Source organism: Citrobacter sp. MGH110 (assembly GCF_001037515.1).
Classification (GTDB): domain Bacteria; phylum Pseudomonadota; class Gammaproteobacteria; order Enterobacterales; family Enterobacteriaceae; genus Citrobacter; species Citrobacter portucalensis.
Genome location: NZ_KQ089830.1, coordinates 1,765,420 through 1,791,249, shown reverse-complemented (window position 1 = coordinate 1,791,249; position 25,830 = coordinate 1,765,420). Strand labels below are relative to the sequence as shown.

At 54.9% G+C, this 25,830-nt stretch carries 26 protein-coding genes and 2 tRNA genes; 23 read left to right on the top strand and 5 right to left on the bottom strand.

Annotation, left to right across the window (positions count from 1 at the left end; all coding sequences use genetic code 11):
* Positions 1–76 precede the first annotated feature (76 nt).
* Complete coding sequence (cbl, locus tag SK38_RS08620) at positions 77–1,027, top strand: HTH-type transcriptional regulator Cbl (protein ID WP_048214440.1); 951 nt, start codon at positions 77–79, stop codon at positions 1,025–1,027.
* Between the two features lie 618 nt (positions 1,028–1,645).
* Here cbl and SK38_RS08610 read toward each other — a convergent pair.
* The 3 genes from SK38_RS08610 to SK38_RS25410 all read right to left on the bottom strand — a co-directional run bounded on the left by SK38_RS08610 (position 1,646) and on the right by SK38_RS25410 (position 3,462).
* Positions 1,646–1,721: transfer RNA gene (locus SK38_RS08610), tRNA-Asn, on the bottom strand.
* 99 nt (positions 1,722–1,820) lie between these two features.
* The gene (locus SK38_RS08605; protein ID WP_003846749.1) at positions 1,821–3,308 is read right to left on the bottom strand and encodes an EmmdR/YeeO family multidrug/toxin efflux MATE transporter; all 1,488 of its coding nucleotides are present in this window, start codon (positions 3,306–3,308) and stop codon (positions 1,821–1,823) included.
* Positions 3,309–3,354: 46 nt separating this feature from the next.
* On the bottom strand, positions 3,355–3,462 hold the full coding sequence (locus SK38_RS25410) for a DUF5951 family protein (protein WP_223115835.1): 108 nt from the start codon (positions 3,460–3,462) through the stop codon (positions 3,355–3,357).
* A gap of 6 nt (positions 3,463–3,468) precedes the next feature.
* Between SK38_RS25410 and SK38_RS08600 the strand changes: the two genes are divergently transcribed.
* Positions 3,469–3,544 (top strand) — tRNA-Asn (locus SK38_RS08600).
* An 83-nt stretch (positions 3,545–3,627) separates the two neighbouring features.
* Here the strand turns inward: SK38_RS08600 and paaZ are convergent.
* Positions 3,628–5,673 (bottom strand): phenylacetic acid degradation bifunctional protein PaaZ, encoded by a 2,046-nt coding sequence (gene paaZ, locus SK38_RS08595; protein WP_048235632.1) that lies wholly within the window; start codon positions 5,671–5,673, stop codon positions 3,628–3,630.
* Between the two features lie 285 nt (positions 5,674–5,958).
* On the opposite strand from paaZ, the gene paaA reads away from it, so the two are divergent.
* The 13 genes from paaA to paaY all read left to right on the top strand — a co-directional run bounded on the left by paaA (position 5,959) and on the right by paaY (position 17,174).
* Positions 5,959–6,888, top strand: coding sequence for a 1,2-phenylacetyl-CoA epoxidase subunit PaaA (gene paaA / locus SK38_RS08590; RefSeq protein ID WP_032942998.1), 930 nt, complete (start codon positions 5,959–5,961; stop codon positions 6,886–6,888).
* 10 nt (positions 6,889–6,898) lie between these two features.
* Positions 6,899–7,186 (top strand): 1,2-phenylacetyl-CoA epoxidase subunit PaaB, encoded by a 288-nt coding sequence (gene paaB / locus SK38_RS08585; protein ID WP_032943000.1) that lies wholly within the window; start codon positions 6,899–6,901, stop codon positions 7,184–7,186.
* Between the two features lie 7 nt (positions 7,187–7,193).
* Entirely contained in the window at positions 7,194–7,949 is a 756-nt protein-coding gene (gene paaC / locus SK38_RS08580) for a 1,2-phenylacetyl-CoA epoxidase subunit PaaC (protein ID WP_048235631.1), read from the top strand.
* A gap of 12 nt (positions 7,950–7,961) precedes the next feature.
* A complete protein-coding gene (gene paaD, locus SK38_RS08575; protein ID WP_032943004.1) occupies positions 7,962–8,459 on the top strand; it encodes a 1,2-phenylacetyl-CoA epoxidase subunit PaaD in 498 nt (165 codons plus the stop codon).
* Between the two features lie 7 nt (positions 8,460–8,466).
* Entirely contained in the window at positions 8,467–9,537 is a 1,071-nt protein-coding gene (gene paaE, locus SK38_RS08570) for a 1,2-phenylacetyl-CoA epoxidase subunit PaaE (RefSeq protein WP_048235630.1), read from the top strand.
* A complete protein-coding gene (gene paaF, locus SK38_RS08565; RefSeq protein ID WP_048235629.1) occupies positions 9,534–10,301 on the top strand; it encodes a 2,3-dehydroadipyl-CoA hydratase PaaF in 768 nt (255 codons plus the stop codon). The genes paaE and paaF overlap by 4 nt, the downstream gene beginning before the upstream one ends.
* A gap of 2 nt (positions 10,302–10,303) precedes the next feature.
* The gene (gene paaG, locus SK38_RS08560) at positions 10,304–11,092 is read left to right on the top strand and encodes a 2-(1,2-epoxy-1,2-dihydrophenyl)acetyl-CoA isomerase PaaG (protein ID WP_048235628.1); all 789 of its coding nucleotides are present in this window, start codon (positions 10,304–10,306) and stop codon (positions 11,090–11,092) included.
* Between the two features lie 3 nt (positions 11,093–11,095).
* Positions 11,096–12,514: a 3-hydroxyacyl-CoA dehydrogenase PaaH gene (gene paaH, locus SK38_RS08555; protein WP_048235627.1), complete on the top strand. Its 1,419-nt coding sequence runs from the start codon at positions 11,096–11,098 to the stop codon at positions 12,512–12,514.
* Entirely contained in the window at positions 12,507–12,929 is a 423-nt protein-coding gene (gene paaI / locus SK38_RS08550) for a hydroxyphenylacetyl-CoA thioesterase PaaI (RefSeq protein ID WP_003832239.1), read from the top strand. Before paaH ends, paaI begins: the two co-directional genes overlap by 8 nt.
* Positions 12,929–14,134: a 3-oxoadipyl-CoA thiolase gene (gene pcaF / locus SK38_RS08545; protein ID WP_048235626.1), complete on the top strand. Its 1,206-nt coding sequence runs from the start codon at positions 12,929–12,931 to the stop codon at positions 14,132–14,134. Before paaI ends, pcaF begins: the two co-directional genes overlap by 1 nt.
* Before the next feature lie 28 nt (positions 14,135–14,162).
* A complete protein-coding gene (gene paaK, locus SK38_RS08540) occupies positions 14,163–15,482 on the top strand; it encodes a phenylacetate--CoA ligase PaaK (RefSeq protein WP_048235625.1) in 1,320 nt (439 codons plus the stop codon).
* A gap of 157 nt (positions 15,483–15,639) precedes the next feature.
* Entirely contained in the window at positions 15,640–16,566 is a 927-nt protein-coding gene (gene paaX / locus SK38_RS08535) for a phenylacetic acid degradation operon negative regulatory protein PaaX (protein WP_172111175.1), read from the top strand.
* 11 nt (positions 16,567–16,577) lie between these two features.
* Positions 16,578–17,174 (top strand): phenylacetic acid degradation protein PaaY, encoded by a 597-nt coding sequence (gene paaY / locus SK38_RS08530; RefSeq protein ID WP_048235623.1) that lies wholly within the window; start codon positions 16,578–16,580, stop codon positions 17,172–17,174.
* 22 nt (positions 17,175–17,196) lie between these two features.
* Here the strand turns inward: paaY and fhuE are convergent, their stop codons facing one another.
* On the bottom strand, positions 17,197–19,383 hold the full coding sequence (gene fhuE / locus SK38_RS08525) for a ferric-rhodotorulic acid/ferric-coprogen receptor FhuE (RefSeq protein ID WP_032943015.1): 2,187 nt from the start codon (positions 19,381–19,383) through the stop codon (positions 17,197–17,199).
* A 349-nt stretch (positions 19,384–19,732) separates the two neighbouring features.
* Between fhuE and hinT the strand changes: the two genes are divergently transcribed.
* From hinT to SK38_RS08485, 8 genes are all read left to right on the top strand, one after another.
* Positions 19,733–20,092, top strand: a complete 360-nt coding sequence (hinT, locus tag SK38_RS08520) for a purine nucleoside phosphoramidase (protein ID WP_048236457.1) — start codon at positions 19,733–19,735, stop codon at positions 20,090–20,092.
* A gap of 2 nt (positions 20,093–20,094) precedes the next feature.
* On the top strand, positions 20,095–20,469 hold the full coding sequence (locus tag SK38_RS08515) for a YcfL family putative periplasmic lipoprotein (RefSeq protein WP_008784425.1): 375 nt from the start codon (positions 20,095–20,097) through the stop codon (positions 20,467–20,469).
* Positions 20,470–20,482: 13 nt separating this feature from the next.
* Complete coding sequence (gene lpoB, locus SK38_RS08510; protein WP_008784426.1) at positions 20,483–21,124, top strand: penicillin-binding protein activator LpoB; 642 nt, start codon at positions 20,483–20,485, stop codon at positions 21,122–21,124.
* Complete coding sequence (thiK, locus tag SK38_RS08505) at positions 21,105–21,929, top strand: thiamine kinase (RefSeq protein ID WP_048235622.1); 825 nt, start codon at positions 21,105–21,107, stop codon at positions 21,927–21,929. Before lpoB ends, thiK begins: the two co-directional genes overlap by 20 nt.
* 10 nt (positions 21,930–21,939) lie before the next feature.
* Positions 21,940–22,965 carry a beta-N-acetylhexosaminidase gene (gene nagZ / locus SK38_RS08500; RefSeq protein ID WP_032943019.1) on the top strand — a complete coding sequence of 342 codons (1,026 nt, stop codon included), beginning with the start codon at positions 21,940–21,942 and terminating at the stop codon, positions 22,963–22,965.
* A gap of 21 nt (positions 22,966–22,986) precedes the next feature.
* Complete coding sequence (gene ycfP, locus SK38_RS08495; RefSeq protein WP_003030817.1) at positions 22,987–23,529, top strand: alpha/beta hydrolase YcfP; 543 nt, start codon at positions 22,987–22,989, stop codon at positions 23,527–23,529.
* A gap of 236 nt (positions 23,530–23,765) precedes the next feature.
* Entirely contained in the window at positions 23,766–25,070 is a 1,305-nt protein-coding gene (ndh, locus tag SK38_RS08490; RefSeq protein ID WP_003832263.1) for an NADH-quinone dehydrogenase, read from the top strand.
* A gap of 168 nt (positions 25,071–25,238) precedes the next feature.
* Positions 25,239–25,778 (top strand): glycine zipper 2TM domain-containing protein, encoded by a 540-nt coding sequence (locus SK38_RS08485; RefSeq protein WP_003030814.1) that lies wholly within the window; start codon positions 25,239–25,241, stop codon positions 25,776–25,778.
* The last annotated feature ends 52 nt before the right edge of the window (positions 25,779–25,830 follow it).

Below are 25,830 nucleotides of genomic sequence, written 5' to 3'. Positions count from 1 at the left end.
GCAGGTTTTTATTATTTGTTATGCCGGGCATCAGACTTTAACAATAGCGTAATGTCTGATGTGCCCGGAGCGAAACGTGAATTTCCAGCAACTTAAAATAATCCGCGAGGCGGCCCGTCAGGATTACAACCTGACAGAGGTCGCGAATATACTGTACACCTCGCAGTCGGGCGTCAGCCGACACATTCGTGAACTTGAAGATGAACTTGGTATCGAGATTTTTATCCGTCGCGGTAAACGCCTGTTGGGCATGACCGAACCGGGTAAAGCCTTGCTGGTTATTGCCGAGCGTATTCTGAATGAGGCCAGTAATGTTCGTCGACTGGCGGATCTGTTTACCAATGACACGTCCGGCGTTCTGACGATTGCCACCACGCATACCCAGGCACGCTATAGCTTGCCTGCGGTGATAAAAGCTTTTCGTGAGCTGTTCCCTGAGGTGCGTCTGGAACTTATTCAGGGTACGCCACAGGAGATTGATGTCCTGCTACAAAATGGCGGGGCAGATATCGGAATTGCCAGTGAGCGGCTGAGCAGCGATCCATTGTTGGTGGCTTTTCCCTGGTTTCGTTGGCACCACAGCCTGCTTGTTCCTCACGACCATCCATTAGTGAAAGCCTCTCCGCTCACGCTGGAGTCTATTGCTCACTGGCCGTTAATTACCTATCGTCAGGGGATTACAGGGCGTTCCCGCATCGATGAAGCATTTGCTCGCAAAGGGCTGATACCGGATATTATTCTCAGCGCCCAGGACTCGGATGTGATTAAAACTTACGTGTCGCTGGGGTTGGGGATTGGGCTGGTGGCAGAGCAATCCAGCGGCGAGCAGGAAGAGGGGACCTTAACCCGTCTGGATACCCGGCATTTGTTTGATGCAAATACCGTTTGGCTAGGGCTTAAACGCGGACAGCTGCAGCGCAACTACGTCTGGCGATTCATCGAGCTATGCAATGCAGGGTTATCCGTCGATGAAATTAAGCGTCAGGCTATGGAGCCAGATGAGGCGGTGATTGATTATCAGATTTAATTACAAAAGCCCGTGAGTAAACGGGCTTCTCTGACGTCACCGAATGGCGGGGAGAACTCTGCGTTACCTCAAGGTCTCCAGCCTCAGATCCTGCGTCGGCACCCGCGACAATATCGAACAAGACACCGCCCGTCCCGAATCCGCATAAATAAACTGAAATCCATTCTTCACCGAAAGAACATCTCGATTGGTAAACGTATAGAATTTATTACTCTGACTACGCCGGGCATCGGAAACATAAAAACTATTGTTTTCCCACAGCACGCTAACGTGCTGGAACAGATGAAATGTCACCTCCGCCCAGCCTCTGTCCGGGCAACGTAGCGTGACTTTCTCACCGGCTATTGTACTCAATGGAATTACTAATAAAGCGGTTAGCGCTGCTTTCAGCAGTATCGGCATGGGCAAGTATGGGTCTCATTCTGATGTCGTTGCACGATAAGATACTTAACCATGACGTTAACGAATTGGATCATAGAGACATTTTGCATAAGCAGACGGACATTCTCCCGTCGGCAGTATGGAAAAACCTGGTGTGGAGTGAAGCGGTCTACTTGGCGAATAGGATCGCAGAAAAGCAAAAAGCCTGCTTAGTTTCCTAAGCAGGTTTCTTAAATATGGCTCCTCTGACTGGACTCGAACCAGTGACATACGGATTAACAGTCCGCCGTTCTACCGACTGAACTACAGAGGAATCGTTTGAACGAGGCGAATATTAGCGATGCCGCTCAGCGTTGTCAAAGCCTGAATGGATAAATGCGATCGTTTGCTGAAATATTCCCCATTTCGCCGCTTATTCAGACGCAACCGGTTGTTTTATGCACTTTTCGCGTTCGGGGCGCGGGTATTTCCACAGCCAGCGGCCGGTGACCATACGCCAGTAAAATAACGCGGCGCGCACGGCCCAGTCGAAGAACATACCTAACCAAACGCCGACAACTCCCCATCCTAATACGATACCCAGGGTGTAACCCGCGACTACGCGGCAGCCCCACATGCCCAGCATCGATACCCACATAGCAAAACGTGCATCTCGCGCACCTTTAAAGCCTGCTGGTAATACCCAGGAGGCTGCCCATATCGGCATAAATGCTGCGTTGAGCCAAATCAGGATGACTATGACCTCTTTTACATCCTGATCGTGGGTATAAAATGAGGCCATCACCCCGGCGAAAGGAGCGGTTAACCAGGCAATTGCCGTCAGGCCGATCGTCGACAGCCAGAATACATGCCGTAGCTGGATTTCAGCCTGGGCAATCTGGCCATTTCCCAAACGCCTGCCGGTAATGATTGTCGACGCGGAACCTAAAGCATTACCCGGTAAGTTGATAAGCGCGGCGATAGAAAATGCAATAAAGTTCCCGGCGATAACGCTGGTTCCCATGCCTGAAACAAACATCTGCGTCAAAAGTTTACCGCCATTGAACAGCACTGACTCGATACTTGCCGGAATGCCGATCCCCATCACCTCCCAGATAATGGCGAGATTGAGTGGCTTAAAATAGCTTTTGAAGGGAATTCGCAGCGCGGGGTTAAAACCAATCATCAGTACCCAGATGATGGCAATCGCCCCGATGTAGCGCGAAATGGTCAGTCCCAGACCTGCTCCCACAAATCCCAGACCTTGCCAGGAAAAGATCCCGTAAATCAGGATGCTACTGATGATGATATTCAGGATGTTCATGCCGCCGTTAATCAACAACGGTATTTTTGTATTTCCGGCTCCACGTAGTGCGCCACTGCCAATCAGCGCAATGGCTGCTGCCGGGTAGCTGAGCACCGTCAGCTCCAGATAGGTGAGTGCCAAAGCTTTAACGTCTGGCGTTGCTTCACCTGCGACAACGTCAATAATCTGTTGACCAAAATAGTGAATGACCGCTGCCAGAACGGTAGCAAAAATTGTCATGATCACCAGTGATTGTCTGGCCGCGGCTCTGGCCCGTCGACGATCTCGTTTCCCGAGGCTAAATGCTACAACCACAGTGGTGCCCAGATCGATGGCGGCGAAAAATGCCATGATGACCATATTAAAGCTGTCGGCGAGTCCGACACCGGCCATCGCTTCTTTTCCCAACCAGCTGACCAGGAAGGTACTGAGAACACCCATCAATAGCACACAGGTGTTTTCCAGAAAAATGGGGACAGCCAGCGGAGTGATTTCGCGCCAAAAGAGAACCTTATAACTCTTGCGTTTGGCATACCAGGGCGTGCGGGAAGCGACCTGGCGTAAGGCAGCGGAGACGTTCAAAGTGGACCTTAACGAAGAAAGTTGAAACCTCATTTCAAATGATGAGGGAGAATCAAAAAAGCTGCAAAGTTTTTTCTATTTAAAATGTCTGTAAATGCAACAAACTGTCGAGAGAAGCATCAATTGATTCGCATTTGAGGAAATGGAGTTTGACAAAATTTTTTTCGCCGCTAAGATAAGCCTCCACAACGATTCCTCTGTAGTTCAGTCGGTAGAACGGCGGACTGTTAATCCGTATGTCACTGGTTCGAGTCCAGTCAGAGGAGCCATATTTAAGAAGCCTGCTTAGGAAACTAAGCAGGCTTTTTGCTTTTTTGTTTCAAGCCTAATCGAGCGAAGCTACGCCGGAATCTTACGCCGGGAAATCCCCATGCTGACGCGCAACCAACGTCAGAATGGAATACAGCGCCACCGCCTGCTGGTGCTGATTAAAGATCTCCACCGACCACTCCACCACGCCGGTCGCTTTTTCTTCGGCATTGCGCTGACGTTTCACCGTTTTGCGTTTGCAGGTTAAACGCACCTGGATAGTGTCGCCCGGCTTAACCGGCTCGATAAAGCGCAGGTTTTCCATGCCATAGTTGGCAATCACCGGACCGACGCCCGCGTCAACAAACAGACCGGCTGCGGCGGAAATCAGGAAGTAACCGTGCACCACGCGCTCGCCGAAAATGGAATCGGCTGCTGCAATCTTGTCCATATGGGCGTAGAAGTGGTCACCGCTGAGGCAGGCAAAGTTAACGATATCCGCTTCGGTCAGTGTACGACGTGGCGTCAGCAGGCTGTCGCCCGGCTGGATCTCTTCGAAGTATTTACGGAACGGGTGAATACGATCTTCCTCCACCCGAGCGCCACGCACCCACTGTTGGCTTACCGCCGCGAGCATGGTTGGGCTGCCCTGAATGGCGGTGCGTTGCATGTAGTGTTTCACCGCGCGCAGACCACCCAGCTCTTCACCGCCGCCTGCACGTCCAGGCCCGCCGTGGACCAGCTGTGGCAGCGGAGAGCCGTGACCGGTCGATTCCGCCGAGGACTCTTCGTTCAGCACCTGAATACGCCCGTGGGCGCGGGCCGCACCGAGGACAAACTCTCGCGCCAGTTCGCCGCTCGCCGTCACCAGCGTTCCTGCCAGACTGCCTTCACCGGCGCGCGCCAGCGTCATGGCATGCCCGGTATTTTGATACGGCATCAGCGTGGCGACCGGACCAAAGGCTTCAATTGCATGTACCGCGGCAATTTCATCCGGCTGCGGACAAAACAGCAGCGTTGGCGGGAAGAAAGCCCCAGCCGTGCTCAGATCTGCTTTTCCGCCCAGCAGCACCTCACACCCGGCTTCAACCAGACGATTCACATTATCCTGTACGTCCTGACGCTGATCGTTATTCACCAGCGACCCCATCTTCACGCCTTCCTGCGCCGGATCGCCCATTACCACTTTTTGCAGACGGGTAATCAGCGCCTCGCTGACTGCTTTCACCTGCGACTGTGGCACGATAATGCGGCGGATAGCGGTACATTTCTGCCCGGCTTTGGTCGTCATCTCGCGCACTACTTCACGTACAAACAATGCAAACTCAGGCTGTTCTGGGGTGACGTCATCACCCAGCACGCAGCAGTTGAGTGAATCCGCTTCCATGGTGAAAGGAACCGATTTAGCCACCAGATTGGGGTGCACGCGCAGCTGCTGTCCGGTATGAGCAGAACCGGTAAAGGTCACCACATCCTGGCTGTCGAGGTGATCGAGCAGGTCACCCGCGCCGCCGCAGATAAGGCTAATTGCGCCGTTCGGTACCAGGCCACTGTCGATAATCGCTTTCACCATTGCCTGAGTGAGCTGCGCGGTGGCGGTTGCAGGTTTGATAATGGCTGGCATCCCGGCAAGCCAGGTTGGCGCCAGCTTCTCTAACATACCCCAGCAGGGGAAGTTAAAGGCGTTGATATGCACCGCAACACCGGATTTGGAGGTCAGCACGTGGCGTGCGGCAAAACCGCCCTGTTTGGACAGCGGGATCAGTTCGTCTTCCGGCCACAGCGTATCGTCCGGCAGCTCGCGGCCACCGAGACTGGCATAAGTGAAAAGCGTGCCAATACCGCCTTCGATATCGACCCAGCTGTCACCGCGCGTTGCTCCGGTTTGCGCGGATATGGCATAGAAATCGGCTTTCAGTTCCATTAAATGCTTCGCCACCGCTTTTAGCATCGCGCTGCGCTCAATAAAACTCATTGCCTGTAACGCTTTGCCGCCGTGCTCAATCGCAAAGCGGCGCGCCTGCGCCATATCCAGTCCAACGCTTGTCACTTCCCAAAGCGCTTCACCGGTAAGGGCGTGGTGGATGGTGCGGGTGCGGCCCCGGCCTGTCTGCCAGGCACCGGATAAATAACTGGCTAACTGCTGCATCGTTAATCTCCAGATGTGTTCCGTAATATCTCTTTAAATAGTTCTTTTATGAATCACAAAATGCAAGTGAGATTTTAATAATTTGTTAACAATGAGATCGCGAACACTTTACCTTTATTGGTTATCTATCTGTTATTAATGAATAAACAAAAACCCTTTGCGACAAGTATCGCAAAATCAGTAAACAAAATTTGTGGTTTTATTTAACCAAGATGTAACTTTTATAAAACAAAGTGATTCGCAAATATTGATTTGTTGAAATTATCGGAATCATAAGGTGATGACGTGACAGAAGAACAACGTTTTGACCAGCGCATCGCGCAGGAAACGGCCATCGAGCCGCAGGACTGGATGCCGGACGCATACCGTAAGACGCTGATCCGCCAGATTGGCCAGCATGCGCACTCGGAAATTGTCGGCATGCTGCCGGAAGGCAACTGGATAACCCGCGCACCCACGCTGCGGCGTAAGGCCATTCTGCTCGCAAAAGTACAGGACGAGGCCGGACACGGTCTGTACCTCTACAGCGCGGCGGAAACACTGGGCTGCGCGCGTGAAGATCTGTACCAGAAGATGCTCGACGGCCAGATGAAATACTCCTCCATCTTCAACTACCCAACCCTGAGCTGGGCGGATATCGGTGTGATCGGCTGGCTGGTCGATGGCGCGGCGATTGTTAACCAGGTGGCGCTGTGTCGTACCTCCTACGGCCCGTATGCCAGGGCGATGGTCAAAATCTGCAAAGAAGAGAGCTTCCATCAGCGTCAGGGCTTCGAAGCGTGTATGGCGCTGGCTACCGGTAGCGAGGAACAGCGTCAGATGCTGCAGGACGCCATCAACCGTTTCTGGTGGCCTGCGTTGATGATGTTTGGCCCGAACGACGACAACTCACCGAACAGTGCCCGCAGTATGGCGTGGAAAATCAAACTGCACTCCAACGACGAACTGCGTCAGCGCTTTGTTGATAACACGGTCCCGCAGGTAGAAATCCTCGGTATGACCGTGCCGGACGCCGACCTACAGCTTGATGAAGCGACGGGGAAATATCGATTCGGTGAGATCGACTGGCAGGAATTTAATGAGGTCATCAACGGTCGTGGTGTCTGCAACCACGAACGTCTGGGCGCAAAGCGTAAGGCCTGGGAAGAAGGGGCATGGGTGCGCGAGGCCGCACTGGCGCACGCCGAAAAGCAACAGGCCCGCGACGCGGCGTAAGGAGAGAGTCATGAGCAAAACATACTGGCCGTTATACGAAGTTTTTGTCCGCAGCAAACAGGGGTTATCACACCGTCACGTTGGCAGTCTGCATGCCGCCGATGACCAGATGGCGCTGGAAAATGCACGCGATGCCTATACACGCCGCAGCGAAGGCTGCTCCATCTGGGTGGTGAAAGCCAGCGAAATTGTTGCGTCACAGCCGGAAGAACGCGGTGAATTTTTTGACCCGGCGGAGAGCAAAGTCTATCGCCATCCCACGTTCTACACCGTGCCGGACGGCATGGAACATATGTGAGGCAACGATGAATAACCTGAATCCCGTTGCAACCTATGCCCTGCGTCTGGGCGATAACGGCCTGGTGCTGGCTCAGCGTCTGGGTGCCTGGTGCGGTCATGCGCCGGAGCTGGAGATTGATCTGGCGCTGGCTAATATCGGCCTCGACCTGCTGGGGCAGGCGCGCAACTTCCTCAGCTACGCCGCCGAACTGGCGGGTAACGGCGACGAAGACACGCTGGCTTTTGGTCGTGACGAGCGTCAGTTCCGCAATCTGTTGCTGGTGGAACAGCCTAACGGCAACTTTGCCGACACGATCGCTCGCCAGTTCTTTATCGACGTCTGGCATGTGGCGCTGTTCACTCGTTTGGTTAACAGCCGCGATAAGCAGATTGCGGCTATCGCTGCCAAAGGACTGAAAGAAGTGCGTTATCACCTGCGCTTCAGCCGCGGCTGGCTGGAGCGACTGGGGAATGGTACTGACTACTCCGCGCAACTGATGCAGAAGGCGGTGGACAATCTGTGGCGTTACACCGGCGAATTGTTCCTTGCCGACGAACTGGAGATCGCTCTGGCCAGGCAGGGCATTGCCGTCGATCCGCGCGAACTGCAAACCGAATGGCAAATGACGGTACACACTGCGCTGATTGATTCTGGTTTACAGGTTCCGCAAGAGGCGGCGTTTCGCAACGGCGGTAAGCAGGGGCTACACAGCGAACATCTCGGGCCTATGTTGGCCGAGATGCAGTACTTGCAGCGTGCGTATCCTGGGCAGCAGTGGTAGCAGGAGGTGGCTATGCAACGTCTTACCGCGATCGCACCGCCAGAGGTGCACACCGTTTGGGGGCTGTTAAGTGCGATTTCCGATCCGGAAGTGCCGGTGCTGACCATCACCGATCTCGGCATGGTACGCAGCGTTGAGCGCTGCGGCGACGGCTGGGTAATCGGCTTTACGCCGACGTACTCCGGCTGCCCGGCCACCGAGCATCTACTGGGTGAAATTCGCATGGTGATGGCGGAGCACGGCTATACGCCAGTACATATCGTCTTGCAGCTTGACCCACCGTGGACCACTGACTGGATGAGCCCGGATGCCCGCGAACGCCTGCGCCAGTATGGTATCAGCCCGCCGCAGGCCCACGCCTGTCATGCCGAAATGCCAACTGACGTACAGTGCCCGCGCTGCGCCAGCACCCATACCTCGCTGATTAGCGAATTCGGATCCACGGCCTGTAAAGCGTTGTATCGCTGCGACAGCTGCCGTGAACCCTTTGATTACTTTAAATGTATTTGAGGTTGCGATGACAACATTTCATTCGCTTACCGTGGCCAACGTCGAAGCGGAAACGCGCGATGCGGTGACCATCACTTTCACCATTCCTGACGCGCTGCGTAATGACTACGCCTTTCGACCGGGCCAGCATTTGACGCTGAAAGCTCACCTCGGTGGAGAAGAGCTGCGTCGGTGTTACTCCATTTGTCGCAGCCGCTCGCCGTCGGAAATTAGCGTCGCGGTTAAAGCTATCGACGGTGGGCGTTTCTCCCGCTATGCCCAGCAGGATATCCAGCAGGGTATGGCGCTGGAGGTGATGGTGCCGCAAGGGCACTTCGGCTACCAGCCGCAGGCCGAGCGCGAAGCCGAATATCTGGCGATTGCCGCCGGGTCCGGCATTACGCCGATGATGGCGATTATTGAAGCGACGCTGACGACCGAACCGGCCAGCCAGTTCACCCTGATCTACGGCAACCGCAGCAGCCACAGCATGATGTTCCGTCAGGCGCTGGCCGATCTGAAAGACCGCTATCCGCAGCGTTTACAGGTGGTGCACCTGTTCAGTCAGGAGTCGATGGACAGCGATCTGCTACAGGGTCGTATCGACGGCGACAAACTGCGTGCGCTGGGCAAAAACCTGCTCGATTTCAGCCGCTTTGACGACGCCTTTATCTGTGGCCCATCGGCAATGATGGATGAAGCCGAAGTGGCACTGCGCGAACTGGGCATAGCGGAAAAATCCATTCACCTTGAGCGTTTCAATACGCCGGGGACCAGCGTGAAACGCGCCACCGGCGTGCAGGCGGAAGGCCGCACGGTCACCCTTCGTCAGGATGGGCGCGATCGCCTGATTTCACTGAGTGCGGAAGATGACAGCATTCTCGACGCCGCGTTGCGCCAGGGCGCTGACCTGCCGTTCGCCTGTAAAGGCGGCGTGTGCGCCACCTGCAAATGCAAGGTGGTCAGCGGCGAGGTGGCGATGGCCGCCAACTACAGCCTTGAAGCCGATGAACTAGCGGCGGGCTATGTGCTGAGCTGCCAGGCGCTGCCAACCAGCGGTGACGTAGTGGTCGACTTCGATGCGCGGGGGATGGCATGAGCGAACTGCTGATTTCCCGTCACGACCGTGTACTGCAACTGACCCTGAACCGTCCGCAGGCGCGTAACGCCCTGAACAATGCGCTGCTAACGCAGATTGCTGACGCGCTGGAAAGCGCGGCGGCGGACGCCAGCATCAGCGTTTGCGTGATTGGCGGCAACCCGCGCTATTTCGCCGCCGGGGCCGATCTTAATGAAATGGCGGAAAAAGATCTGCCCGCCACTTTCGACGATATTCGTCCTCGCCTGTGGGCACGTATTGATGCCTTCAACAAGCCGTTGATCGCGGTGGTTAACGGTTACGCGCTGGGAGCCGGGTGCGAGCTGGCTCTGCTGTGCGACCTGGTGATTGCCGGGGATAACGCCCGCTTTGGTCTGCCGGAGATTACTCTCGGCACCATGCCAGGGGCGGGCGGTACGCAGCGGCTTATCCGTTGTGTTGGCAAAGCGCTGGCCAGCCGAATGGTGCTGAGCGGTGAAAGCATTGATGCCGAACGAGCGCAACAGGCCGGGCTGGTGAGTGACATTCACCCGGCGAACCTCTCCGATGAATACGCGCTCAAGCTGGCGGCGACCATCGCCCGTCACTCACCGCTGGCGCTGCGGGCGGCAAAACAGTCTCTACGCGCTGCGCAAGAAGTGGGTCTCCAGGCCGGTCTGGTGCAGGAACGTCAGCTGTTTACGCTGCTGAGCGGCACCGAAGATCGTCGTGAAGGCGTCAGCGCCTTTTTAGAAAAACGCACACCGGAATTTAAAGGACGCTAATCGTGGACGCATTTATTCTCAGCGAAGTGGAGCAGGGCGTGATGACTATCATCCTGAACCGCCCGGACCGACTCAACAGCTTTAACGACGTGATGCACCAGCAGCTTGCCGATTGCCTGAAACTGGCCGAGCGCGACGACACCATTCGTTGCCTGCTGATCACCGGCGCCGGGCGCGGATTTTGCGCCGGACAGGATCTGAACGACCGTAACGTTGACCCGAGCGGCCCCGCGCCGGATCTGGGCATGTCGGTGGAACGCTTCTACAACCCGCTGGTGCGCCGCTTAGCCGCGCTGCCGAAGCCGGTTATCTGCGCCGTCAACGGCGTTGCCGCTGGTGCTGGTGCCACGCTGGCCTTGGGCTGCGACATCGTCCTTGCCGCGCGCTCGGCGAAGTTTGTCATGGCCTTCAGCAAGCTAGGCCTGGTGCCGGACTGCGGCGGAAGCTGGGTGCTGCCGCGCGTAGCCGGTCGTGCTCGCGCCGTGGGTTTGCTGATGCTTGGCGATAACCTCAGCGCCGAACAGGCCGCGCAGTGGGGCATGATCTGGCAAGTGGTCGACGATGCCGAGTTGAAAGATACCGCGTTGACCATGGCGCGCCATTTCGCGACGCAGCCGACCTATGGCCTAGGGCTGATTAAGAAAGCCTTGCAGCTTTCCGAAACCAACACGCTGGATCAGCAGCTTGAGCTTGAGCGCGACTACCAGCGCATGGCCGGTCGCAGCGATGACTATCGCGAAGGGGTCAGCGCCTTCCTCGCCAAACGTCCACCACAGTTCAGCGGGAAATAAGCCATGACGCAAACTCTTCCCCGCGTTGCCGTGATCGGCGGCGGAACAATGGGTGCAGGCATTGCCGAGGTGGCTGCCAGCGCCGGACATTCGGTCCTGCTGTATGACATTTCCGCTGAGGCGATTACTCGCGCCATTGAGGGTATACGCCAGCGACTCGACGTTCGTGTTGGTCGTGGAAAAATCAGTGCGGAACAGGCCAGTGAGCTGCTGGCACGGATCGCCCCCGCGACTGAACTGAATCAGCTTGCCGATGCACAACTGGTGATTGAAGCCGCGTCCGAGCGGCTGGAAATTAAAAAAGCGCTGTTTAGTCAGTTGGCGGAGATCTGTTTGCCGTCAACGCTGCTAACCAGTAATACCTCGTCGATCTCAATTACCGCGATTGCGGCGGGAGTGAAGCATCCGGAACGTGTGGCGGGGCTGCACTTCTTTAACCCGGCACCGGTGATGAAACTGGTGGAAGTGGTGAGCGGCCTTGCCACCTCAACGGAAGTGGTCGAGCAGCTTTGCCAGTGCGTGACTGCCTGGGGCAAACAGCCGGTGCGCTGCCGCTCTACGCCAGGCTTTATCGTTAACCGCGTGGCCCGTCCGTACTACGCCGAAGCCTGGCGTGCACTGGAAGAACAGGTTGCGTCAGCGGAAGTGATTGATGCCGCACTGCGCGACGGCGGCGGGTTCCCGATGGGACCGCTGGCGCTGACCGACTTGATTGGCCAGGACGTCAACTTTGCCGTGACCTGTTCGGTGTTTAACGCCTTCTGGCAGGACCGCCGTTTTCTACCGTCTTTGCTGCAACAGGAGCTCGCTCTGGCGGGGCGTCTGGGCAAGAAGAGCGGCCACGGCGTCTATTGCTGGCCTGCTGAGGTATCGCCTGAACTGGCTGTTGCAGCGGTAGCGCCTGAAAATGCAGCAAAAAATATCAAGCGTGACGTTGTCACTGAACTGGATGATGTGCTGCTCCTTGAAACTACCGGTGAAACCGCGCTGGCCTTAAGCGCGCAGCACCAGCGCCCGGTGGTGGTGTATGACCATGCTGCGGGCGACACCGTCGTTCTGGCAAGCGCACCAACCAACCCGGCTTCAGCCACCGACAAAGCGGTGTACTACTTCCAGCAGCAGGGCAAAAAAGTGCTGCGTATTGCCGACTATCCAGGGCTGCTGGTATGGCGCACGGTAGCGATGCTGGCGAACGAAGCGCTGGATGCGCTGCAAAAAGGAGTCGCCAGCGCCGAGGATATCGATACCGCCATGCGCTTGGGGGTCAACTACCCGCACGGGCCGCTGGCCTGGGGCGAATCGCTCGGCTGGGGACGTGTGCTGCGTCTGCTGGAAAATCTACAACAGCACTACGGCGAAGAACGCTATCGCCCGAGTGCGCTGCTGCGCCAGAAAGCGCTGATGGAGATGCGTCATGAGTAACGAAGCCTGGCGCAACGCCCGCGCCATGTATGTGAAAGACACCTGCGCGCAGGCGCTGGGGATTGAAATTATTGAGATGGACGACGGTTATTCACAGATGACCATGACCGTGTCGCCGTCGCAGCTGAATGGCCATCAGACCTGTCACGGCGGGCAACTGTTTTCACTGGCAGATACTGCCTTTGCTTACGCCTGCAACAGTCAGGGACTGGCAGCAGTAGCCTCAGCGGCCAGTATCGACTTTCTGCGTCCGGCCTTTGCAGGTGACAAACTGACCGCCACCGCGCGGGTCAAGCAGCAAGGCAAACTCACTGGCGTTTACGACATTGAAATTGTCAATCAGCAACACAAAACCGTGGCTCTGTTTCGCGGCAAATCCCACCGCATCGGTGGCACGATTACAGGAGAAGTCTAATGCGTGACGCATTTATTTGTGACGGTATTCGTACCCCGATTGGTCGCTACGGCGGGGCGCTGGCAGGCGTGCGTGCCGACGATCTGGCGGCCATCCCGTTGCGTGAATTACTCAACCGCAACCCACGCCTGGATCCCAGCGCTATTGACGATGTGATCTTCGGTTGCGCCAACCAGGCGGGCGAGGATAACCGCAACGTGGCGCATATGGCGACCTTGCTGGCGGGGTATCCGCACAGCGTTGCCGGCACGACCATCAACCGTCTGTGCGGCTCCGGGCTTGATGCGATCGGCTTCGCTGCTCGCACGATCAAAGCCGGTGATGCCGACCTGCTGATCGCTGGTGGTGTTGAGTCAATGTCACGCGCGCCGTTTGTAATGGGCAAAGCGACCGTGCCGTTTCAGCGTCAGGCAGAAATGTTTGATACCACCATTGGCTGGCGTTTTGTGAACCCGCTCATGCAGCAACAATTCGGAACTGACAGCATGCCTGAAACGGCGGAGAATGTAGCTGAATTGTTAAATATAAGCCGAGGGGACCAGGACGCCTTTGCGTATCGCAGCCAGCAGCGCACGGCGAAAGCCCAGCGTGACGGCATTCTGGCGCAGGAAATTGTGCCGGTACAAATCATTGGCAAGAAAGGGGCAGTTAGCGCAATACGTGAAGATGAACATCCGCGTGCAGAAACCACGCTGGAGCAACTCGCACAACTGAAAACACCGTTTCGTAAGAACGGCGTGGTCACCGCAGGCAATGCCTCTGGGGTGAACGACGGCGCGGCAGCAATGATCGTAGCCAGCGAGCAACACATAAAGGCCCAGGGACTAACGCCGCGTGCACGCATTGTCGCGATGGCGACGGCGGGCGTGGAGCCGAAGTTTATGGGGCTTGGGCCAGTTCCTGCGGTACGAAAAGTGCTGGAGCGCGCCGGGCTGAATATCAACGATATGGATGTGATTGAGCTGAATGAAGCCTTTGCCGCCCAGGCGTTGGGTGTGATGAGACAGCTTGGACTGGCAGATGACGCAGAACACGTGAATCCCAATGGGGGGGCTATCGCTTTAGGTCACCCGCTGGGGATGAGCGGTGTGCGGTTAGCGCTGGCCGCAACGCTGGAGCTGGAACGACGCAATGGACGTTATGCGCTGTGTACGATGTGTATTGGCGTGGGTCAGGGCATTGCCATGATCCTTGAGCGAGTGTGAGCTAATTGACCTGCGAGTGCCCTACAAAATGACAACGACAACAACAAAATTAGATCCGATTGAAACCGCATCGCGTGACGAATTACAGGCTTTGCAAACCGAGCGCCTGAAATGGACGTTAAAACACGCCTATGAAAATGTCCCGATGTACCGCCGTAAGTTCGACGCGGCGGGGGTTCACCCGGATGATTTCCGTGAGCTGAGCGATCTGAGCAAGTTTCCCTGCACCACCAAGCAGGATCTGCGTGACAACTATCCCTTCGACACCTTCGCGGTACCGATGGAGCAGGTGGTGCGTATCCATGCATCATCCGGCACCACGGGTAAACCGACGGTGGTGGGCTATACGCAAAATGATATCGATACCTGGGCTAACATCGTCGCCCGCTCGCTGCGTGCCGCAGGCGGTACCGCGAAAGATAAAATCCACGTCGCTTATGGCTATGGCCTTTTCACCGGCGGACTGGGCGCGCACTACGGCGCGGAACGCCTGGGGGCAACGGTTATCCCGATGTCCGGCGGTCAAACCGAGAAACAGGCGCACCTGATTCGCGATTTCAAACCTGACATGATTATGGTCACGCCATCCTACTGTCTGAACCTGATTGAAGAGCTGGAGCGCCAGATGGGCGGTGACGCGCGGGGTTGTTCGCTGCGTACCGGTGTCTTTGGCGCAGAGCCGTGGACAACGGGGATGCGCGCGGAGATCGAACGTCGCCTGGGTATTACGGCGCTGGATATTTATGGCCTCTCGGAAGTGATGGGGCCGGGCGTGGCGATGGAGTGCATCGAAACGGGTGATGGTCCGACAATATGGGAGGATCATTTCTTCCCGGAAGTGGTCAATCCGGATGACGGTACACCACTGGCTGACGGCGAGCACGGCGAATTGCTGTTCACCACGCTGACGAAAGAAGCGCTACCGGTCATTCGTTATCGTACCCGCGACCTGACGCGCCTGCTGCCGGGTACCGCGCGCACGATGCGTCGTATGGATCGCATTAGCGGGCGCAGCGACGATATGCTGATTATTCGCGGCGTCAACGTCTTCCCATCGCAGGTGGAAGAAGAGATCCTCAAGATTGAACATCTGGCTCCACATTACCAGTTGGAAGTGGATCGCCGAGGGCATCTTGATTCGCTTTCGGTACGCGTGGAGCTTAAAGAGAGTAGCCTGGTGCTAAGCCATGAGCAGCGCTGCCAGATTTGCCATCATTTGCGTCATCGTATTAAGTCGATGGTCGGTATTTCAACGGACGTAAGCATTGTTAACTGCGGCAGCATCCCGCGCTCAGAAGGAAAGGCGTGCCGGGTGTTCGACCTGCGCAAAGTTGCCGCCAACGGTTAAGACTCGTAGGCCTGATAAGCGCAGCGCCATCAGGCGAGAGCGCACAAGTTACCGGATGGCGGCGTTGCCTTATCCGACCTACAAATTCCTGCCATATCGCGGAAATTATCCTGTGCTATGATTCAAAAAGGACAAAAAAGACAACAGTATGAATCATATGGAAAAACTCGATAGTTTTATTCAGCAGGCGGTAACCGCAATGCCGGTCAGCGGCACCTCTCTTATCGCCTCGCTTTACGGGGACTGTTTATCGCAACGCGGTGGAGAAGTCTGGCTCGGTAGCGTTGCCGCGCTGCTGGAAGGGCTTGGCTTCGGTGAGCGTTTTGTACGTACCGCGCTGTTTCGCCTTAATAAAGAAGAATGGCTGGACGTAGTACGTATCGGCCGCCGCAGTTTCTACCGCCTGAGTGATAAAGGGCTACGCTTGACGCGCCGCGCCGAGAGCAAAATCTACCGTGCCAGCGCCCCTGAGTGGGACGGTACCTGGCTGCTGCTGCTGTCGGAGGGGCTGGAGAAAAATACCCTGGCCGAAGTTAAAAAGCAGCTGTTATGGCAAGGTTTTGGCGTACTGGCGCCGAGTCTGCTGGCGTCGCCATCGCAAAAGCTGGCGGACGTACAGTCGCTGCTTCATGAAGCTGGGGTAGCGGAAAACGTCATCGTTTTTGAGGCGCATTCGCCGTTGGCACTCTCCCGCGCTGCGCTGCGTGAGCGGGTAGAAGGGTGCTGGCACTTAACCGAACAAAATGCCATGTACGAGGCGTTTATCATGCTGTTCCGTCCGTTGTTACCGCTACTGCGTGACGCCGGGCCGGACGAACTTACGCCAGAGCGCTGCTTCCAGATCCGCCTGTTGCTCATTCACTTCTATCGTCGGGTTGTGCTCAAAGATCCGCTGCTGCCGGAAGAATTGTTGCCTGCTCACTGGCTGGGTCAGACGGCGCGTCAGCTGTGCATTAATATTTATCAACGTGTTGCGCCCGGCGCCCAGGTTTTTGTCAGCGAAAAAGGCGAGAGCTCGGTGGGGGAACTGCCCGCGCCGGGGCCGCTCTATTATCAACGCTTCGGCGGATTAGCCGAGGTGTAACAGGAGAAGCCATGCCGATTTACCAGATTGACGGGATGATCCCGGTAGTTCCTGCAGAAAGCTATGTTCACCCAACCGCAGTGCTGATTGGCGATGTCATTCTCGGCAAAAGTGTTTATGTTGGTCCCAACGCCAGCCTGCGCGGAGATTTTGGGCGTATCGTGGTTAAAGATGGGGCGAATATCCAGGATAACTGCGTGATGCACGGATTTCCCGGCCAGGATACGGTAGTGGAAGAGGACGGACATATCGGCCACGGCGCGATTCTGCATGGCTGTGTGATTGGGCGTAACGCGCTGGTCGGCATGAGCGCGGTGATTATCGATGGCGCGACCATCGGTGAAAACAGTATCGTTGGTGCTTCGGCGTTTGTGAAAGCGCGCGCTGAGATGCCCGCCAACCATCTGATTGTCGGCAGCCCGGCAAAAGCGATTCGCATGTTAACTGAGCAGGAACTGGTGTGGAAAAAACAGGGCACTCGCGAGTATCAGGTGCTGGTGGAGCGCTGTCAGCAGACGCTTGCAGAAGTGAAGCCGCTGACTGCGGTAGAACCCGACAGAAAGCGGCTGGAGTTTGATGAGAATTTGCAACCTAAGTCAGCGAGTTAGCGATTCTACGCAATACCCGGTGTCAGAACTGATAGCTGGCGGTAACACTGACGTTACGCGGCTCACCATAAACGATAGAACCGTCGATATTCGTGTCGTAGGTTTTATCGAACAGGTTATTAAGGTTACCCTGCACTGAGAAGTTTTTTGTTACCTGGTAGCGGGTGAACAAATCTACCAGGGCGTAGCTTCCTTGTTCCGCGCGGAATGTGCCATAAGGCGTGACCGTATCGCTGTAAACACGGTTCTGCCAGTTAACTCCACCGCCGACGGTCAGTTCCGGCATGGCTGGCAGGCGATAACGGGTAAACAGTTTTACCGTGGTCCGCGGCAGGTTTGGGTTTACTGCATTGCCTTCGTTGTCTTCTGCAACATAGCGTGTCGCACCAAACGTCATCTGCCAGTTATCAGTGATCGCACCGTTAATCTCGAATTCGACCCCTTTGCTGACCGTACCATCCATCGCTTTAAAGGCCGTGTCGCCATTGCTACCGGCGATTGGCACGCCGGTTGATTGCGCTACGTTATCCTGTTCAATGCGGAACACCGCGAGCGTGGTGGTTAAACGGCTGTTCATCCAGTCGGACTTCAGGCCAAGCTCATAGTTGTTGCCGGTGATCGGAGAGAGATATTTACCGGAACTGTCGCGCTTGTTCTGCGGCTGGAAGATTGAGGTATAGCTGGCGTAGGTAGACCAGTTATCGTCAATGTCATAGACCAGACCCGCATACGGCGTGGTGTGGTTTTGCTCCATGCTGTAGGTCAGGGTGTCGATACGCCAGTTGGTGTAACGTGCGCCAACAATCAAATGCAGTGGGTCGGCCAGCGAAATACGCGTTGCGGCGTACAGCGATTTCATGTGCGTGGTATCGTCCTGAGCTAATGACTGCGGGTTCCAGTTGGTTTCCGGGAAGTTACCATCGTAGGTATAGAAGCTGCCGATTTCGTTGGGGAAAACGTTCGCCCACGAGCTTTCATAACGGTTATTCTGTTTACTGTAGCTGCCGCCCAACATCAGATTATGCTGGCGACCAAACAGATCATAACCGCCGTCGGCGAATAGATCGACAGCATCCACTTTACGTTTGCCGCTGTTCCAGCCGGTTCCTCCGACGTAGTCATATCCTGGACCATAGTTACCATATGGGCCAATCAGCGTGCCGTCGGCCTTATTAACATAGGCATCGACGTACATCATTTTACTGTCGAACTTGACCTCGGAGTGGGTGGCGTTCATGGTCGCCTGCCAGGTATCGGCAAAACGTTGTTTGATGGTGACAAACACTTTGTTGAAGTCTTTATCGTTGTAAGCCCAGTCCGGCGCAGTGCTACGCGAGCGGTCGTAGCTGTTTTTACTGCCATCGGTATTCCAGCGCGGCAATCCACCCCAGGTTGGGCTGTTGATATCAATGCGCTGATATTCATAGCCCGCAGACAGGCTGGTGGTGTCACCCAAATCGGCATCGACAATCCCGGAGAAGAACATTTTTTCGCTATTGTAGCGATCAAGCCAGGAGTCGTTATTCTGGTAACCCGCCACGATGCGGCCGCGCACGTTGCCGTCTGCTGTAAGCGGGCTTTGCAGATCGGTCACATAGCGTTGTTTGTTCCAACTGCCATATTCCGCTGAAACATTACCGGTGAACTCGCGGCTGGTGGCATGCTTACGGATCATGTTAATTGAGGCTGAAGGGTTACCCGTCCCGGTCATTAGCCCGTTTGCGCCACGGACCACTTCGACACGCTCAAAAAGGGCGGTGTCAGAAAGGGCGTCACCGAGATTCCAGCGGGATTCAAAATAGGTCGGGATCCCATCGACCATATAGTTATCAATCTGAAATCCGCGCGAGTAATAGCTGCTGCGATCTGAATCCGCCTGGCTTTTGCTTATCCCCAACGTGTTGTCCATCACATCGCCCAGCGTTTGCAATTGCTGATCTTCCATGCGTTGCTGGCTGACAATGCTGACCGATTGCGGAATATCGCGCTGTGTCATTTGCATTTTTGTGCCAGCTGTCGTCGATTTAACACTGTAATCCTGCTCCTCACTGGATGCGGATGGAGCAGAACCCTCCACGATCACTGTCTCTTCTGCAGGGGCTGCGAGGCTGGTGGAAGGTAAAAGGGCTAGCGTGACGCATGCTGCCAGCAAAGAAGGGGCAAGCCCCGGTTGGCGTTGAACATTCCCGTTGAGTGTTGTGAAAGACATCGAAAAGTCCTTGATAATTATTAATATTAAGTTCAAATCACCGGTAGTTGTGATGAACCCTTTGGTTGTAAATTATTAAATGCGCATGTAAATACAAATGCGAAATATACGCATTAGCACTCAATGTGTAAACAGATGCTACGGCATAAATGAAATATTGTTTCAGTACTATGCTTAAGCAATAGCGCAGGGAAATGGTTATAAGAGCAGCACTGACTGGGGTTTTCGCTTAAAAAATCGAGGGTTAAAGTTGAAAGAGCGTGAGTAACTCGCTCATACTCTATACTCGCAGAGTTACCCGGCGTAGCATGGCAAAACGCTTGGGCTGTTAATGAAAAAGGAAAACGTCGTGGCAGAAGAAACTATATTCAGCAAAATTATTCGTCGTGAGATTCCGTCGGATATCGTATACCAGGATGAACTGGTCACTGCGTTTCGTGATATTTCCCCTCAGGCACCAACGCATATCCTGATCATTCCTAACATTCTGATCCCAACTGTCAACGATGTGACGGCGGAACATGAAAAGGCATTGGGCCGCATGATCACCGTTGCGGCGAAAATTGCTGAGCAGGAAGGCATTGCTGCAGATGGGTACCGCTTAATCATGAACACCAACCGCCACGGGGGGCAGGAGGTGTATCACATTCATATGCACCTGCTGGGTGGACGTGCGCTTGGCCCAATGCTTGCGCATAAAGGTCTGTAAGCATGACCAGAGGATGCATTGCGCTTTCACTGGGTTTGTTGTTGCTGGCGGGTTGTCGAACACATCCTGAAATCCCGGTAAGTGATGAACAGTCGCTGGTGATGGAATCAACAATTCTGGCGGCGGGTATTACAGCAGAGCAGCCCACGTTAACAACGTCTGATATTCAGGCTTCGGCATCCTCTCGACTCTATAACGAAAGACAAGAACCCGTTACCGTTCATTATCGGTTTTACTGGTATGACGCCAGAGGGCTGGAAATGCACCCTCTGGAAGCGCCACGCAGTGTGACTATTCCGGCTCATTCGTCGGTGACGCTGTACGGCAGCGCCAATTTTCTGGGGGCGCACAAGGTTAGACTTTATCTTTATTTGTAAGGGGTGAATCTTGATGAACAAAATGAATCGCTACGCATTGATTGCCGCGCTGGCGATGTTTCTCTCTGGCTGTGTGGCGCAACGTGAGCCCGCGCCGGTAGAGGAAGTGAAGCCGGTACCGGAACAGCCTGCGCAGCCGCAACAACCGGTGCCGGTTGTGCCAACGGTGCCAAGTATACCGCAGCAGCCGGGCCCAATTGAGCATGAAGACCAAACGGCGCAGCCTACGCCACGTCAACGTCACTATGACTGGAACGGGGCTATGCAGCCGATGGTCGGCAAAATGCTGCAGGCAGACGGCGTCAAAGCGGGCGGCGTTCTGCTGGTTGATAGCGTGAATAACCGCACCAACGGCTCGTTGAACGCGGGTGAAGCCACCGAAACCTTACGTAACGCGCTGGCGAATAACGGTAAGTTTACGCTGATTTCTGCCCAACAGCTGGCTGTCGCCAAACAGCAGTTAGGTCTGTCGCCGAATGACAGTCTGGGAACGCGCAGTAAAGCGATTGGTATCGCCCGTAACGTTGGCGCGCAGTATGTGCTTTATTCCAGCGCATCCGGCAACGTCAATTCGCCTGCGCTGCAAATGCAATTAATGCTGGTACAAACTGGCGAGATAATCTGGTCAGGTAAAGGTGCCGTTCAGCAACAATAACAGACTCACGCGCGGCGAAGTGTTGTCGCGCTATTTCCCGCAGTATCATCCCGTCGCAACCAGCCAAACCGGCCTGAGCGGCGGGAGCTGCATCATTGAACACCGTTCCCACCGACTGGTACTGCGCTGCCATCACGACCCTGACGCGCCGGAATCTCATTTCTTACGCCAATATCATGCGCTAAAACACCTGCCAGAAAGCCTTGCGCCACGTCCTCACTTTTATACGCGTGGGTGGATGGCAGTCGAGTTTTTTCACGGTAAGGTAGAATCCAGATTACCGGACGCCGACGAACTCGCAGGCTTACTGTATCATCTGCACCAGCAACCCCGATTGGGCTGGCGAATCAACCTGCTTCCGCTACTTGAACAGTACTGGCAGTGTGGCGATCCGGCGCGTCGTACACCATGCTGGCTGCGCGCGCTGAAGCGGCTAAGGAAACGAGGTGAGCCTCGACCTTTGCGCCTGGGGCCGCTGCATATGGATGTTCACGGTGACAACATCGTACGTACGGCATCAGGGCTGCGGCTGATTGACTGGGAATACGCCGGAGACGGTGATATTGCTCTGGAGCTGGCGGCAGTATGGGTTAGCGATGAATCCCAGCACCAACAGTTGGTTAGCACCTACGCCCAACGAGCGCACATTGAGCCAGACGTTTTGTGGCGACAGGTCAGACAATGGCAACCCTGGATAATGATGCTGAAGGCGGGGTGGTTTGAGTATCGCTGGCGGCAAACCGGCGATCGACAATTTATCAGGCTGGCCGATGAAACCTGGCGGCAGCTAACAATGAAAGGATAAGGAGAGCAGTGTGGGCCCAGTAATGTTGGATGTCGAAGGGTATGAGCTGGACGCTGAAGAGCGTGAGATTCTGGCACATCCGCTGGTAGGTGGGTTGATCCTCTTTACCCGAAATTATCATGACCCGGAACAGCTGCGTGAATTAGTGCGTCAGATCCGGGCTGCGTCACGTAACCATCTGGTGGTGGCGGTAGATCAGGAAGGCGGACGCGTACAGCGTTTTCGTGAGGGCTTTACCCGCCTGCCTGCGGCTCAATCCTTTGCTGCGTTGCACGGTTTGGAAGAGGGCGGCAAACTGGCTCAGGACGCCGGGTGGTTGATGGCCAGCGAAATGATCGCGATGGACATTGATATCAGCTTTGCACCCGTGCTGGATGTGGGCCATATCAGCGCGGCAATCGGCGAGCGTTCTTACCATGCCGATCCGCTAAAAGCGCTGGCGATGGCGACCCGCTTCATTGACGGGATGCATGCTGCTGGCATGAAAACGACCGGTAAACATTTCCCAGGACATGGGGCGGTGACGGCGGATTCACACAAAGAAACGCCAACCGATCCACGCCCAGAAGCCGAGATTCGTGCGAAAGATATGTCCGTGTTCCAGACGTTGATTACGGAAAACAAACTGGATGCCATTATGCCTGCGCATGTCATCTACAGTGATGTCGATCCGCGTCCGGCGAGTGGCTCACCTCACTGGTTGAAAACGGTGCTACGTCAGGAACTTGGCTTCGATGGTGTCATTTTCTCCGACGATTTGTCGATGGAAGGGGCGGCGATTATGGGAAGCTATGCGGAGCGTGGACAGGCGTCGCTGGATGCAGGTTGCGATATGATCCTGGTCTGCAATAATCGTAAGGGAGCGGTCAGTGTGTTAGATAATCTGTCGCCGATCAATGCAGAACGTGTTACACGTTTGTATCATAAAGGTTCATTTTCACGTCAGGAACTGATGGACTCGGCACGCTGGAAGACGGTAAGCGCTCAGCTTAACCAACTTCATGAGCGCTGGCAGGAAGAGAAAGCAGGTCATTAACGCAAGTTTGGCGAGGATGCGATGATTATCTATTTACACGGTTTTGACTCTAACAGCCCGGGCAACCATGAGAAGGTGTTGCAGCTGCAATTCATCGACCCGGATGTCAGGCTGATTAGCTACAGTACGCGGCATCCTAAACATGATATGCAGCATCTGCTGAAAGAAGTGGACAAAATGCTGCAGCTGAATGTGGATGACCGTCCGCTGATTTGTGGTGTGGGGCTCGGGGGATATTGGGCTGAACGGATTGGTTTCCTGTGTGATATTCGTCAGGTAGTGTTTAATCCCAACCTGTTCCCGTATGAGAACATGGAAGGCAAAATCGACAGACCTGAGGAGTATGCAGACATCGCAACAAAATGCGTGACCAATTTCCGTGAGAAGAATCGCGATCGCTGCCTGGTGATCCTGTCACGTCATGATGAAGCGCTTAACAGTCAGCGTTCGTCGGAAGAGCTGCATCATTTTTACGAGATAGTCTGGGACGAAGAGCAGACGCATAAGTTTAAGAATATCTCTCCGCATTTGCAGCGCATCAAAGCGTTCAAGACGTTAGGTTAATTCTTATTGAGTGTGTAAAAAACCAGCCGCCGGGCTGGTTTTTTTGTTCTTAAAGTTCCGGTTGTCTATCTTTTCAGCATCAAAACTTGATACACATCAATTTTGGTATGACCAATGCACCGTTCGTGTTATTCTCACTCTCGAAGAACATTTTCATTGCCGTAACTTGTTGTTAATTAAAGGCTATGTTCATAACTTTTAATTAACAATTGGTTAATAAATTTGAGGGGGTCACGTTGACTACACCATTGAAAAGGATCGTGATTGTCGGCGGCGGTGCTGGCGGACTGGAAATGGCGACGCAGTTGGGTAAAAAACTCGGGCGTAAGAAAAAGGCCAAAATCACACTGGTAGACAGAAACCACAGTCACTTGTGGAAACCGTTACTGCATGAAGTGGCGACGGGTTCACTGGACGAAGGTGTGGATGCGCTGAGTTATCTGGCACATGCCCGTAACCATGGCTTCCAGTTCCAGTTAGGCTCGGTGGTGGATATCGATCGTGAAGCGAAGACCATTACTCTTGCTGAGCTGCGCGATGAGAAGGGTGAGCTGCTGGTTCCTGAGCGTAAAGTGCCGTATGACACGCTGGTGATGGCGTTGGGCAGTACGTCCAACGATTTCAACACCCCTGGCGTGAAAGAAAACTGCATTTTCCTCGATAACCCGCATCAGGCGCGTCGTTTCCACCAGGAGATGCTGAATCTGTTCCTGAAGTATTCCGCGAATCTGGGCGCTAACGGAAAAGTGAATATCGCCATTGTGGGTGGCGGTGCGACGGGTGTTGAACTCTCCGCTGAGCTGCACAATGCGGTAAAACAACTGCACAGCTATGGTTACAAAGGGCTGACCAATGACGCGCTGAACGTTACGCTGGTCGAAGCCGGTGAGCGTATTCTGCCTGCGTTGCCGCCGCGTATTTCCGGTGCTGCGCATAATGAGTTAACCAAACTGGGTGTACGCGTACTGACCCAGACGATGGTAACCAGCGCTGATGAAGGCGGACTGCACACCAAAGATGGCGAATACATTAAAGCCGATCTGATGGTGTGGGCGGCGGGTATCAAAGCGCCAGACTTTATGAAAGACATTGGCGGTCTGGAAACGAACCGTATTAACCAACTGGTGGTTGAGCCAACTCTGCAGAGCACGCGCGATCCTGACGTGTACGCGATTGGCGACTGCGCTTCCTGCGCTCGCCCGGAAGGCGGTTTTGTGCCTCCGCGCGCTCAGGCAGCACACCAGATGGCGACCTGCGCGATGAACAATATTCTGGCACAGATGAACGGTAAGCCGCTGAAAGCGTATCAGTACAAAGATCACGGCTCTCTGGTCTCGCTCTCTAACTTCTCTACCGTGGGTAGCCTGATGGGCAACCTGACCCGTGGTTCGATGATGGTGGAAGGACGTATTGCGCGCTTTGTGTACATCTCACTGTACCGCATGCACCAGATTGCTTTGCACGGCTACTTCAAAACCGGGCTGATGATGCTGGTCGGCAGTATCAACCGGGTGATTCGCCCGCGTCTGAAACTGCATTAATATCGACCTGTGGCGTCGGATGATTTTACGCATCCGACGCCTTCCTTCAGAGTTGTCTGAATCATTCCGCTTTCGCTCCACCTCCCGCTATTTTCATCCGTAATCTGATTGGCATTCCTTACCTTCTGTTGCAAAGTTGTTGCTAATAGCAAAAAAGGAGGTAGTCCCGTGAATAAATCAATGTTGGCGGGTATAGGGATTGGCGTAGCTGCTGCGCTGGGTGTTGCAGCGGTGGCCAGTCTGAACGTTTTCGAGCGTGGCCCACAGTATGCGCAAGTTGTCTCTGCAACACCGATTAAAGAGTCGGTAAAAACACCGCGTCAGGAGTGCCGGAACGTAACGGTCACCCACCGCAAGCCGGTACAAGATGAAAACCGTATCGCGGGTTCCGTACTGGGCGCGGTTGCGGGTGGTGTTATTGGGCATCAGTTTGGCGGTGGACGTGGTAAAGATATTGCTACCGTGGCCGGTGCTTTAGGCGGCGGCTATGCAGGTAACCAGATTCAGGGTTCGATGCAGGAAAACGATACTTACACCACCACGCAGCAGCGTTGTAAAACGGTGTATGACAAATCTGAAAAGATGCTGGGCTACGACGTGACGTACAAAATTGGCGATCAGCAGGGGAAAATCCGTATGGATAAGGACCCCGGCGCGCAAATTCCGTTGGATAACAACGGACAGTTGGTACTGAATAACAAAGCGTAAAATAGCATTATCCTGAACATTAGCCCCCCATTCGCTCAGGCTGGGGGGCTTT

Excerpts from the sequence above, each read along its gene's own strand:
- paaE (WP_048235630.1), top strand. The coding sequence starts at position 8,467 with ATGACAACATTTCATTCGCTTACCGTGGCCAACGTCGAAGCGGAAACG.
- SK38_RS08515 (WP_008784425.1), top strand. The coding sequence starts at position 20,095 with ATGACCAGAGGATGCATTGCGCTTTCACTGGGTTTGTTGTTGCTGGCG.
- pcaF (WP_048235626.1), top strand. The coding sequence starts at position 12,929 with ATGCGTGACGCATTTATTTGTGACGGTATTCGTACCCCGATTGGTCGC.
- SK38_RS08605 (WP_003846749.1), bottom strand. The coding sequence starts at position 3,308 with ATGAGGTTTCAACTTTCTTCGTTAAGGTCCACTTTGAACGTCTCCGCT.
- paaZ (WP_048235632.1), bottom strand. The coding sequence starts at position 5,673 with ATGCAGCAGTTAGCCAGTTATTTATCCGGTGCCTGGCAGACAGGCCGG.
- paaK (WP_048235625.1), top strand. The coding sequence starts at position 14,163 with ATGACAACGACAACAACAAAATTAGATCCGATTGAAACCGCATCGCGT.
- paaF (WP_048235629.1), top strand. The coding sequence starts at position 9,534 with ATGAGCGAACTGCTGATTTCCCGTCACGACCGTGTACTGCAACTGACC.
- paaY (WP_048235623.1), top strand. The coding sequence starts at position 16,578 with ATGCCGATTTACCAGATTGACGGGATGATCCCGGTAGTTCCTGCAGAA.
- paaX (WP_172111175.1), top strand. The coding sequence starts at position 15,640 with ATGGAAAAACTCGATAGTTTTATTCAGCAGGCGGTAACCGCAATGCCG.
- ycfP (WP_003030817.1), top strand. The coding sequence starts at position 22,987 with ATGATTATCTATTTACACGGTTTTGACTCTAACAGCCCGGGCAACCAT.
- lpoB (WP_008784426.1), top strand. The coding sequence starts at position 20,483 with ATGAACAAAATGAATCGCTACGCATTGATTGCCGCGCTGGCGATGTTT.
- paaC (WP_048235631.1), top strand. The coding sequence starts at position 7,194 with ATGAATAACCTGAATCCCGTTGCAACCTATGCCCTGCGTCTGGGCGAT.
- paaB (WP_032943000.1), top strand. The coding sequence starts at position 6,899 with ATGAGCAAAACATACTGGCCGTTATACGAAGTTTTTGTCCGCAGCAAA.
- paaD (WP_032943004.1), top strand. The coding sequence starts at position 7,962 with ATGCAACGTCTTACCGCGATCGCACCGCCAGAGGTGCACACCGTTTGG.
- paaI (WP_003832239.1), top strand. The coding sequence starts at position 12,507 with ATGAGTAACGAAGCCTGGCGCAACGCCCGCGCCATGTATGTGAAAGAC.
- paaH (WP_048235627.1), top strand. The coding sequence starts at position 11,096 with ATGACGCAAACTCTTCCCCGCGTTGCCGTGATCGGCGGCGGAACAATG.
- fhuE (WP_032943015.1), bottom strand. The coding sequence starts at position 19,383 with ATGTCTTTCACAACACTCAACGGGAATGTTCAACGCCAACCGGGGCTT.